This window comes from Stenotrophomonas sp. STEN038, assembly GCF_056759895.1.
This window is the reverse complement of the sequence record NZ_JBRRDW010000021.1, coordinates 65,335-75,705: the sequence shown is the minus strand read 5'-3', so window position 1 is coordinate 75,705 and position 10,371 is coordinate 65,335. Positions and strand designations below refer to the sequence as shown.

11 protein-coding genes are annotated in these 10,371 nt (G+C 63.1%); 7 read left to right on the top strand and 4 right to left on the bottom strand.

Annotated elements, in window-relative coordinates:
• The 4 genes from ACVOLS_RS10680 to ACVOLS_RS10665 form a co-directional block, all read left to right on the top strand.
• Positions 1–252: hypothetical protein (locus ACVOLS_RS10680; RefSeq protein WP_481545593.1), on the top strand; the 252-nt coding region annotated here is incomplete at its 5' end.
• Positions 249–2,114, top strand: a complete 1,866-nt coding sequence (gene mutL, locus ACVOLS_RS10675) for a DNA mismatch repair endonuclease MutL (RefSeq protein WP_481545592.1) — start codon at positions 249–251, stop codon at positions 2,112–2,114. The genes ACVOLS_RS10680 and mutL, both read left to right, overlap by 4 nt.
• Positions 2,114–3,055, top strand: coding sequence for a DUF1684 domain-containing protein (locus tag ACVOLS_RS10670; protein WP_481545591.1), 942 nt, complete (start codon positions 2,114–2,116; stop codon positions 3,053–3,055). Before mutL ends, ACVOLS_RS10670 begins: the two co-directional genes overlap by 1 nt.
• Entirely contained in the window at positions 3,052–3,987 is a 936-nt protein-coding gene (locus ACVOLS_RS10665) for a TraB/GumN family protein (protein ID WP_481545590.1), read from the top strand. The genes ACVOLS_RS10670 and ACVOLS_RS10665 overlap by 4 nt, the downstream gene beginning before the upstream one ends.
• Before the next feature lie 170 nt (positions 3,988–4,157).
• Here the strand turns inward: ACVOLS_RS10665 and phaR are convergent, their stop codons facing one another.
• The 3 genes from phaR to gluQRS form a co-directional block, all read right to left on the bottom strand.
• Positions 4,158–4,685, bottom strand: coding sequence for a polyhydroxyalkanoate synthesis repressor PhaR (phaR, locus tag ACVOLS_RS10660; protein ID WP_481545589.1), 528 nt, complete (start codon positions 4,683–4,685; stop codon positions 4,158–4,160).
• 160 nt (positions 4,686–4,845) lie between these two features.
• The gene (gene phbB, locus ACVOLS_RS10655) at positions 4,846–5,586 is read right to left on the bottom strand and encodes an acetoacetyl-CoA reductase (RefSeq protein ID WP_481545588.1); all 741 of its coding nucleotides are present in this window, start codon (positions 5,584–5,586) and stop codon (positions 4,846–4,848) included.
• Between the two features lie 56 nt (positions 5,587–5,642).
• Positions 5,643–6,530 (bottom strand): tRNA glutamyl-Q(34) synthetase GluQRS, encoded by an 888-nt coding sequence (gene gluQRS / locus ACVOLS_RS10650; RefSeq protein WP_481545587.1) that lies wholly within the window; start codon positions 6,528–6,530, stop codon positions 5,643–5,645.
• Between the two features lie 92 nt (positions 6,531–6,622).
• On the opposite strand from gluQRS, the gene htpX reads away from it, so the two are divergent.
• Together htpX and ACVOLS_RS10640 are read left to right on the top strand one after the other, a co-directional pair.
• The gene (htpX, locus tag ACVOLS_RS10645; protein ID WP_481535624.1) at positions 6,623–7,489 is read left to right on the top strand and encodes a protease HtpX; all 867 of its coding nucleotides are present in this window, start codon (positions 6,623–6,625) and stop codon (positions 7,487–7,489) included.
• A 240-nt stretch (positions 7,490–7,729) separates the two neighbouring features.
• The gene (locus tag ACVOLS_RS10640; RefSeq protein WP_481545586.1) at positions 7,730–8,548 is read left to right on the top strand and encodes a hypothetical protein; all 819 of its coding nucleotides are present in this window, start codon (positions 7,730–7,732) and stop codon (positions 8,546–8,548) included.
• A 79-nt stretch (positions 8,549–8,627) separates the two neighbouring features.
• On the opposite strand, the gene ACVOLS_RS10635 is transcribed toward ACVOLS_RS10640, so the two are convergent.
• Positions 8,628–9,455 carry an inositol monophosphatase family protein gene (locus tag ACVOLS_RS10635; RefSeq protein ID WP_481545585.1) on the bottom strand — a complete coding sequence of 276 codons (828 nt, stop codon included), beginning with the start codon at positions 9,453–9,455 and terminating at the stop codon, positions 8,628–8,630.
• A gap of 119 nt (positions 9,456–9,574) precedes the next feature.
• Here ACVOLS_RS10635 and ACVOLS_RS10630 point away from each other — a divergent pair, with 119 nt between their 5' ends.
• A complete protein-coding gene (locus ACVOLS_RS10630) occupies positions 9,575–10,342 on the top strand; it encodes an RNA methyltransferase (protein ID WP_481545584.1) in 768 nt (255 codons plus the stop codon).
• Positions 10,343–10,371 lie beyond the last annotated feature (29 nt).

The following is a 10,371-nucleotide window of genomic DNA, read 5'->3' as shown; positions in this document are numbered from 1 at the left end:
GGCTGGCGTGGTTTTTTTTGCTTTTTGTGGGAGCGGCGTAAGCCGCGAAGCGCCTGCAGCTTCAGGCTCAGTTGGCTCCGTGGCTTACGCCGCTCCCACAAGAGAAAGCCTGCCGGGCCGTATCGGCTGTTCTCGGTGTTCGGTCCATGCTCGGCTATCATCGTCGGCATGCATGAAGTCAGCCTGATCCCCCTCCAATCCTCGTTTCCGTGCCCCGCCAAGGTGCTGCAATCCTCCGGCGGTGCGGCATGAATACGATCCGTCCGCTGCCGGAAATCCTCATCAACCAGATCGCCGCTGGCGAAGTGGTCGAGCGGCCCGCCTCGGTGGTCAAGGAACTGGTCGAAAACGCGCTCGATGCCGGCGCCACACGTGTCGATATCGATCTGGAAGAGGGCGGTGTACGCCTGATCCGGATCCGCGACAACGGTGGTGGCATCGCGGCCGAGCAACTGCCACTGGCGGTGTCGCGCCACGCCACCAGCAAGATCGCCAGCCTGGACGATCTGGAGTCGGTGGCCACGCTGGGCTTCCGTGGTGAAGCCCTGCCGTCGATTGCATCGGTCAGCCGCTTCACTCTGGCCTCGCGGCGTGCCGATGACGAGCACGGTTCGGCCTTGCAGATCGAAGGCGGCAAGCTCGGCGATGTCACCCCACGTGCGCACGCGCCGGGCACAACGGTCGAAGTGCGCGAGCTGTTCTACAACGTGCCGGCGCGGCGCAAGTTCCTGCGTGCCGAGCGCACCGAACTCGGCCATATCGAGGAATGGCTGCGCTCGTTGGCGCTGGCGCGCCCGGATGTTGAGTTGCGTGTTTCGCACAATGGCAAGCCTTCGCGCCGCTACAAGCCTGGTGACCTGTATTCGGATGCGCGTCTGGGCGAAACCCTTGGCGAGGACTTCGCGCGTCAGGCGTTGCGCGTGGATCACAGCGCGGCCGGCCTGCGTCTGCACGGCTGGATTGCGCAACCGCAGTACTCGCGGGCCAGTTCCGATCAGCAATACCTCTACGTCAACGGCCGCTCGGTGCGTGATCGCAGCGTCAGCCATGCGGTGAAGATGGCCTATGGCGATGTGCTGTACCACGGTCGTCAGCCGGCCTACGTATTGTTCCTGGAGCTGGACCCGACCCGGGTCGACGTCAACGTGCATCCGGCCAAGCACGAGGTGCGCTTCCGCGATTCGCGCCTGATCCACGATTTTGTCTATCGCACACTCAAGGACGCGCTGGCTGAAACCCGCGCCGGCATGGAGCCGTCTGCAGGGCAGGCACATCCGGCCGATCCGCAGGCGCAGGCCGCACCAAGCTACGCAGGCGCAGGCAGCTATCTGTTATCGCGTCCAGGTGGTAGTGCGGGCGGCAGCGGTGGCAATGGCAATTGGCAGGCGCGGCAATCGCCGCTGGGCCTGCAGGTCGCTGACGCGCCATCGGCGTATGCCGCGCTGTATTCACCGGTCGAGGGTGGCGCTGAGGTTTTGCGTCAGGCCGATAGCGGTCCGTCATTGCCGCCAACGTCCAATGATGCCGGCGTGCCGCCGCTGGGTTATGCCATCGCGCAGCTGCACGGCATCTACATACTGGCCGAGAACGCCGAAGGCTTGATCGTGGTGGACATGCACGCCGCCCACGAGCGCATCGGCTACGAGCGCTTGAAGAACGCGCACGACGGCATCGGCCTGCATGCGCAGCCGCTGCTGGTGCCGATGACCCTGGCGGTGGGGGATCGTGATGCCGATACCGCTGAGCGTGAGGCCGCCACCTTGGCTGCGCTGGGCTTCGAGGTCACCCGTTCCGGTCCCGGCTCGCTGCATGTGCGCAGCATTCCTGCGCTGCTGGCCAACGCCGAGCCGGAAGGGCTGCTGCGTGACGTGCTTGGCGATCTGCGCGAACACGGCCAGAGTCGTCGCATCGCCACTGCACGTGACGAACTGCTGTCGACCATGGCCTGTCACGGCGCGGTGCGTGCCAACCGACGTCTGACCATTCCCGAAATGAACGCCTTGCTGCGCGATATGGAAATCACCGAGCGCTCCGGGCAATGCAATCACGGCCGTCCAACCTGGGCGCGCTTTTCCTTGGCTGAAATTGATCGTTGGTTCCTGCGGGGGCGTTGATGAATTACGTATTGGGGGGTGTGGCATTGCTCGCCGCGATGCTGCTCGGAGGCTGCGGCGACGATGCGAAGGACGCGGTGCCGGCGGCGAAGGTCGATCCGGCATTTGCGCATGACAATGAACTGTGGCGTGAGCAACGCCTGACCGACTTGCTGGCCCCGGATGGCTGGACCAGCCTGGTCGGCCTGCATTGGCTGGATCTGAAAGCGCATTACATCGGCAGCGGCAGTACCAGCGGCATCCGTTTGGCGGCAGGGCCACCGCGTATGGGGATGGTCACGGGGGTAGGCGACGCATGGTTCTTTGCGCCTGAGCCTGGTATCTCGGTCAAGGTTGATGGGCAGGTGGTGAAGGGGCGTATTCCACTGCATAGCGACCATGCCGAAACACCGACGCTGATTCATTTCGACGATGACAAAGGCACCTTGAGCCTGATCGAGCGTGGACCGCGTTTCGGCTTGCGGGTGAAGCATGCCGATGCTCCGGCACGGGTGGGTTTCACTCATCTGGATTACTGGCCAGCGGATCCAAGCTGGCGTATCACCGCGCGTTTCGTGCCGCACGACGTCAATAAAACCATGCCGATTGTCGATATCACTGGGCTGACCAGCGAGCTGGCCAATGCCGGCGCCATCGAGTTCGAGCGTAATGGACGCACCTGGCGACTGGAGGCATTGGGTGATGTTGGCCGTCCGTTGCAGGTGATCGTCGCTGATCGCACCAGTGGCCGTGGCAGTTACGCGGCTGGGCGTTACATCGATGTGGACGTGCCGGATGCGAAAAGTCAGGTGGTGATCGATTTCAATCGCGCCTATAACCCGCCGTGTGCATTCACTCCGTTTGCCACCTGTCCATTGCCGCCACCGGAGAACCGTCTGGACATGGAGATTACGGCGGGTGAGAAGGCCTATGCCAAACCCAAGCAGGAGCCGTCGGCATGAGTTGGTTCAAGCGCATAGGACTGTTGTTGGCAACCAGCTTGCTGGTCGCGAGCCCGTTGCTGGCAAGTGCAGCAGCGCCCAAATCTGCGGCCAAGCAGCCGCCGGTGCCGCTGCTGTGGAAGGTCAGTGGCGCGCAGGGCAGTGAACTGTACCTGCTGGGCTCGTTCCATCTGCTCAAGGCGGATGACTATCCGTTGTCCAGCGACGTGGATCGCGCATTCACCGGTGCACAGCGTTTGGTGTTCGAGCTGTCACCGGAGGAGATGAACTCGCCGCAGCTGGCAACGCAGATGATGCAGGCGGCGCTGCGTCGTGATGGCCGCCAGCTCAAGGATGATCTTGATGCGGCCACCTGGCAGCGACTTGAACGATGGGGGGCGGCCAACAACACGCCGATTGATCGTCTGGCCGGGCTCAAGCCCTGGTTCGTGGGCCTGACTGTCAGCATCGCGCAGATGACCCAGCAGGGCCTGGACCCGAAGTCCGGGCTGGATCGGCACCTGATGGATCGCGCCGCGCAGGCCAACAAACCGGCATCCGGACTTGAAAGCGCTGCCTCGCAGATCACCATGCTCGACAGCATGAGCATCGACGAGCAGCGTCAGTTGCTGCGTGAAGCCTTGGAGCAGGTCGACAAGGGCGACGAGCAAAGCCGTCAGCTGCACGATGCCTGGCGCCGTGGTGATGACGTGATGCTATGGCGGGACATGGCCGCGCAGATGAAGCGCGAGTACCCAGGGTTGTATCAGCGGATCAATGTGGATCGCAACAATGCCTGGCTGCCCAGTCTGCAGCAGTGGCTGCAACCCGGGCGCGGCAGTACCTTGGTGGTTGTTGGTGCGTTGCATCTGCTGGGCAGCGATGGCGTGGTCGAGAAGCTGCGCGCGCAGGGCTACAAGGTCGAGCGGATCTGCAGCGCATGCAAGCGCTGAGTTTCAATCATCTGTGATTTCGTGGGAGCGGCGTAAACCGCGAAGCCACTGAGGTCTGATGCCGCGGGAGCTTCGCGGCTCACGCCGCTCCCACAAACAGCACAAATGTCAGAAACATCTCTGCGACACAAAACAAAAGGCCGACGCTTGCGTCGGCCTTTTCGTTGCCCTCAGCGGCTGCTGCGGGTCTTGCCACCGGTGCTGCCGGTCGGGGGCGGATCGGTCGGCTTGCTGGTGCCTGCCGGCGGGCGCGGGCCGCCAAAGCCGGTACCCATGTTGCGCTGGAATTCCTGCCACAGCTCCAGGTTGCGCTCGGTGAGCTGGTTCATCATCGCCCACGGCGTCTGCCCTAGCAGGTTGCCCATCTGCTGGCGGAACTGCTGCTGCTGGTCCAGGAACACCTGCATGCTGCGCTCCAGGTAATTGCCCATGAAGCCCTGCAACGAGTCACCGTAGAAACGGATCAACTGGCTCAACAGCTGGGTGGACAGCATCGGCTCGCCGTCCTGCTCCTTGTCCGCGATGATCTGCAGCAGCACCGAACGGGTCAGGTCGTCGCCACTCTTGGCGTCGCGGACCTCGAAGTCCTCGCCGTCGAGAATCAGCTGACGTACGTCTTCGATGGTGATGTAGCTGGAAATCTCGGTGTCGTAGAGCCGGCGATTCGGATACTTCTTGATGATGCGGGTCGCAGCCATTAAGCAGTCACTCGTCACGGTAGGTGCGCAGCATGGCGCAGTGCAGCAGGGCTTGCAACCGCCAAAAGTATAGGTTGCAAGCGTCGGAGAAGGCTAGGTTTGTTGCGCAACATGAATCGCCATGTTGTGCAACATGGCGCAGGCTGTCAGCAGAGGGCTGTCACCAGCCCATATGGTGGCCGCCGTTGATGTCCAGATTGGAGCCGGTGATCCAGCTGGCCTCCTCGGCAACCAGGAAGGCGACCGCGTAGGCGATCTCCTCCGGCTTGCCCAGGCGCCCGGTGGGGATGTCGGCAATGATCTTTGCCCGCACTTCGTCGGGTACAGCCATCACCATGTCGGTGGCCACATAGCCTGGCGAGATGGTGTTGACGGTAATGCCGAAGCCGGCGTTCTCGCGCGCCAGGGAGATGGTGAAGCCATGCATGCCGGCCTTGGCGGCGGCGTAGTTGGCCTGACCGTACTGGCCCTTGAGGCCATTGATAGAGCTGATCTGGATCACCCGGCCCCAACCGCGCTTGCGCATGCCTTCGATCACCGGGCGGGTCACGTTGAACACCGAGTTGAGGTTGGTATTGATCACCTCATGCCACTGTTCCGGGCTCATACGGTGGAAGGTGGTATCGCGGGTGATGCCTGCGTTGTTGACCAGGATCTCCACCGGGCCAAGTCCGGCCTCGACTGCCTGGATCAGGGCGCGGCCGCTGTCCGGGTGCGCCACGTCGCCTTCGAACAGTGCGATGTCATAGCCCTTGCTGCGCATGGTCTGCTGCCACTGCTGCGCCTTTTCGGCGTTGCGGAAGTTGGTAGCGACGCGGTGCCCTTGATCGGCGAGGCGTTGGCAGATGGCGGTACCAATGCCGCCGGTACCACCGGTGACCAGTGCGACGCGCGATGTCATGGGCTCAACTCCAGGGCAGATGTGCAGGGGAGCCCACGATTCTAATGAAACTGCGCTCAGCCCGGGGGCTGTAACGGGGCTTGAAGTGAGGTTTTTTGCAGGCGGGCCGGCTCAAAGGCCGCTGCAGCATGCTGCAGCGCCTCGGCAACGCTGGTTGCAGCATCCAATGCGGCCGGCTGCTGGCCCAGTGCCGCCCATAGCCAGCGCAGCACCGGCATCGGTTGGGCGCTGTCCACGGGGATGGCAGCCTGCGACTTGGACAGCTTCTGCCCGGCGCTATCCAGCAGCAGCGGCAGGTGCAGGTAGTGCGGGGTAGGCAGCTCCAGCGCCTGCTGCAGCAGGATCTGCCGGGCAGTGGAGTCGATCAGGTCGGCGCCCCGGACCACGTGGGTGATGCCCTGCTCGGCATCGTCCACCACCACCGCCAGTTGATAGGCCCAGTAGCCATCGGCGCGCAGCAGCACCACGTCGCCGACCTCCCGGTCCACGTCCTGCTCCTGCCGGCCTTGCAGGGCATCGTCGAAACTGACATGGCTACCGTTGGCCACCCGCAGGCGGATGGCCGGCTGCGGGCGCTGCTGGCTGGCGACGCAGCGCCGGTGGATGCCGTGCTGGCTGGCCAGGTCGGCGCGGCTGCAGTGGCAGGCAAAGGCCTTGCCCTGGTCCAGCAGCTGGTTGATGGCCGCTTGATACAGGGCGCTGCGCCGGCTCTGGTATTGCACCGGCAAGTCCGACGTCAGTCCGAACGCACTGAGCGTGGCCAGCTGAGAATCGACAGCGCCGGGTACTTCGCGAGGGGGGTCGACGTCTTCCACGCGTACCAGCCATTGGCCGCCGGCATGGCGGGCCAGCAACCAGCTGCCGAAGGCGGCCAGCATCGAGCCCAGGTGCAAGGGGCCGGTCGGGGAGGGCGCAAAGCGGCCGCGGTAAGAAATAGCTGGCATCGAAACTGAATCGTCGGTCAGATTAATGCTTGAATTCAAGCTGTCTGCGCCGCAAATTGGCTATATCTCCAATCCTTATGGATCTGTTTCCCATGTTTACCCGTATCGGGCTGTTTCTTCTGACCAACGTTGCTGTGCTGATCCTGGCCAGCGTCGTCATGTCCATATTGGGCGTGAACTCCTCGCAGATGAGCGGCTTGCTGGTCATGGCGGCCATCTTTGGCTTCGGTGGCTCGATCATCTCGCTGCTGCTGTCCAAGTTCATGGCCAAGCGCGGCACTGGCGCCGTCGTCATCACCGAGCCACGCAACCAGACCGAGCGCTGGTTGCTGGACACCGTGGCCCGTCAGGCCAAGGCGGCCGGCATTGGCATGCCGGAAGTGGCGGTGTATGACGCCCCGGAGATCAACGCCTTTGCGACCGGCGCCAATCGCAACAATGCGCTGGTGGCGGTATCCACCGGTCTGCTGCACAACATGAGCGAGGATGAAGCCGAAGCAGTGCTTGGCCATGAGATCGCCCACGTTGCCAATGGCGACATGATCACCATGGCGCTGCTGCAGGGCGTCTTGAATACCTTCGTGATCGTGCTTGCACGCGTGGTTGGTGGCGTGATCGACAGTGCGCTGTCGGGCAATCGCGAAGGCGGCGGCCGTGGCTTTGCGTACTACATCATCGTGTTTGTGCTGGAGATGGTATTCGGCCTGTTCGCGACGATGATCGCGATGTGGTTCTCGCGTCATCGTGAGTTCCGCGCCGACCAGGGTGGTGCCTCGCTGGCTGGCCGGCAGAAGATGATCGCCGCGCTTGAGCGTCTGAAGCTCAACCACGGCCAGAGCACCTTGCCGACGCAGATCGCTGCATTCGGCATCGCCGGTTCGGCGGCCAAGAAGCTGTTCCTGAGCCATCCGCCGCTGGACGAGCGCATCGCAGCGCTGCGTTCCTCGACGGTGGCCTGAGTCGGGCCTGCTTGCGATTGGTGCTGAAAGAAGTCGGCGTAATCCGCAATTGATTGAACACAACGCCCCGCAAGGGGCGTTGTCTGTTTTGCCACCACGGCTACAGCTGTGCCTTTGTTGCTGGTTGTGCATGAGCTAACAGTTCTGTGTTTTTCCGTCTGTAGAAATAAGACGATTGTATCCTCGGTGCATGGGTTTGTGTCTACCCTCCAGACACAACAGGCGAATGAGGAGCATATGGTGCAGGACGCGCAATATTGGGCAATGGAGTTCTGGAATGGGCTGAGCGTGCTGGACTTGATCGGCGGCTCGTTGCTCGGAGCGGTGCTGGGGTTGGCCCTGGGTGTAGCAGTGTGGATCGCTCTGGCGCGCAGGGGCGGCCTTGCCCGGCGCCGGCGTTGGCATCATTGGTTGATCGCCAGTTATGTGGTGGTGCTGCCGCTGCTGTTTGCCTTCATTGGATTACAGGTTGGGCTGGTTGCCGGTGGGCAGCGTGCGCTGTACAAGCAGATCGATCACTTCCAGCCGCATCTGCAGGTTGCGACCGAGCATTGGCTGGTCGAGTTCGAACGGTCGCTGGATACGCCGGAGTTGGAGGCAATGCTGCGCGATGATGTTTCCGCGCACGATGCCGCACGCATGGCGGTGGAGTCCTACCTGGGTGAGCACAGGCTTGCCGATATCAGCATGCTAAGTGGTGAAGGCTTGCCGCAGCGCTGGGCGCGCAAGGGCATCGAGCACCTGCGCAGTGAAGTGATGCTGCGATGGGTGGAGGACAGCCTGGTGAAGGAGGTGGGTGGCCGCAGTGGACTTGATAAAGCCGTATTCCGCGAGGCGCTGGGCATGCGCATGAGCGAGCTGCTGCATACCAAGGGGGTGATCCGTCTATTGAAGGCGCAGATCAGCTCGATGATGCCGGGCATCTATTTTGGCTTGCTGTTGCCGTTGCTGATCGTGATGGCGCTGGTACTGATGGAGATCTGGCTGACCGCCCGTTATGGCTGGGGCCGGCAGCCGGTGGTCGGTGCGGTGGTTGTTCCCGCAGTATCCACTGGCTGACGCCAGCTTTGCCCACAAAAAAACCGATGCCAGAAGCCTGGCATCGGTTTTTGGATGATTCACTGCCATGGCAGCTGGATCAGAACTTCGGATCGAACTCGGCAGCGTAGCCGGTGTTGACGAGGACCTTCTGCAGGGCTTCGCACACCTTGATGTTGCCAGCCACGACCTGCTGGGTTTCCGGGCCGCGCGAGTCCATGCGGTCCAGCGGGGCGCCGCGGTAATTGCAGACCTTGCCGCCGGCTTCACGAACCAGCAATACGCCGGCAGCGATGTCCCATGCCTTCACGCCTGCTTCGAAGTAGGCGTCGGCGCGGCCGCAGGCCACGTAGGCCAGGTCCAGCGCGGCGGAGCCGGTGCGGCGCACGTCCTCGGCCTGCACCAGCAGGGTGTCGACGGTCTTGAGCTGGCTGCTGGCACGGCTGCGTTCGCGCGGAGCGAAGCCGGTGTGGATCATCGTGCCTTCCAGATCCTTGCGATCAGACACGCGCAGGCGGCGGTCGTTGAGCACGGCGCCATTGCCCTTGGAGGCAGTAAACAGTTCGTTGCGCAGCGGGTCGAAGATCACCGCGTCGGTCGGCTCGCCGTTCTCAACCAGGGCGATGGAGACACAGTAGTGCGGGAAGCCGCGCAGGTAGTTGCTGGTGCCATCCAATGGGTCGATCACCCACATCATGCGGTTGACACCCTGGATGCCACCTTCTTCACCGAAGATGCCGTACTCCGGATAGGCGCGCTTGAGTTCCTTGACGATTACTTTCTCAGCGTCGGCATCGACTTCGCTGGCGTAATCCATCCGACCCTTCTGTACCACGTTGAGGGCTTCAAGCTTGTTGATGTTGCGGAGCAGGACGTTGCCGGCGAGGCGAGCGGCCTTGACCATGACGGTTACGGCGGGTTTCTGCATGGCTAAAGGCTCCCGTGAGGGCAGAGATCGGATTGGCGGGGGAAAAGAGCAAGCCCGGCGCAAAGGCCGGCCGCGCAGTTTACCATCTACAGCTGTCTCGCTCCTGATTTTTTAACGCCATGTCTGTTTCCGCTCATATTCGATTCGTTCTTGTTGGCACACAGCACCCGGGCAACATCGGCGCGGCGGCCCGTGCGATGAAGACCATGGGGCTGGCGCGGCTGGTCCTGGTTGCCCCGGAGAAGCCCTTGGACGAGGATGCTTTCCGGCGCTCGGCCGGCGCCGAGGACGTGCTCGGCGATGCGCCGGTGTTCGCCACCCTTGCCGAAGCCGTGGCCGATTGCCGCCTGGTAATGGGCTGTACCGCGCGCGCGCGGCGGGTGCAGCTGGAAGAGCTGCTGCCGGAAGTGGCCGGCCAACGCGCCGTGGCCAAGGCAGCCGAACCGGCGGAAGTGGCCTTTGTGTTCGGTCGCGAGCGCACCGGTTTGACCAATGAGGAGCTGCAGCTCTGCCACGCCGCCGTGCATATCCCGTCCGACCCTGAATTCAGCTCGCTGAATCTGGCCGCCGCAGTGCAGGTTCTGGCCTACGAGGTGCGGATGGCTGCGCTGGAGTCGCAGCCCGACAAGGCGCCGTCGGTAGCAGTGGAGGCTGGTCAGGACGAAGCACCGGCCAGCCATGCCCAGTTGGAGGGGATGTTCGGCCAGCTGGGCGACACCTTGGACCAGATTGACTTCCACAAGGGCCGCGCCCCGGAATCGGCCATGCGCAAGTTGCGCCGGCTGTTCATGAAGGCCGACCTGTCCGAGCAGGAGGTCAGGTTGATGCGTGGCATCCTGTCCGATGCCCAGCGTATGGCCCGGCTGGCCTCGACGGATAAGGGCTGAGGACTGCGTCACGCTTTGCTAAAAGCGGT

Excerpts from the sequence above, each read along its gene's own strand:
- phaR (WP_481545589.1), bottom strand. The coding sequence starts at position 4,685 with ATGGCTGCGACCCGCATCATCAAGAAGTATCCGAATCGCCGGCTCTAC.
- ACVOLS_RS10630 (WP_481545584.1), top strand. The coding sequence starts at position 9,575 with ATGTCTGTTTCCGCTCATATTCGATTCGTTCTTGTTGGCACACAGCAC.
- ACVOLS_RS10635 (WP_481545585.1), bottom strand. The coding sequence starts at position 9,455 with ATGCAGAAACCCGCCGTAACCGTCATGGTCAAGGCCGCTCGCCTCGCC.
- ACVOLS_RS10665 (WP_481545590.1), top strand. The coding sequence starts at position 3,052 with ATGAGTTGGTTCAAGCGCATAGGACTGTTGTTGGCAACCAGCTTGCTG.
- gluQRS (WP_481545587.1), bottom strand. The coding sequence starts at position 6,530 with ATGCCAGCTATTTCTTACCGCGGCCGCTTTGCGCCCTCCCCGACCGGC.
- phbB (WP_481545588.1), bottom strand. The coding sequence starts at position 5,586 with ATGACATCGCGCGTCGCACTGGTCACCGGTGGTACCGGCGGCATTGGT.
- mutL (WP_481545592.1), top strand. The coding sequence starts at position 249 with ATGAATACGATCCGTCCGCTGCCGGAAATCCTCATCAACCAGATCGCC.
- htpX (WP_481535624.1), top strand. The coding sequence starts at position 6,623 with ATGTTTACCCGTATCGGGCTGTTTCTTCTGACCAACGTTGCTGTGCTG.
- ACVOLS_RS10670 (WP_481545591.1), top strand. The coding sequence starts at position 2,114 with ATGAATTACGTATTGGGGGGTGTGGCATTGCTCGCCGCGATGCTGCTC.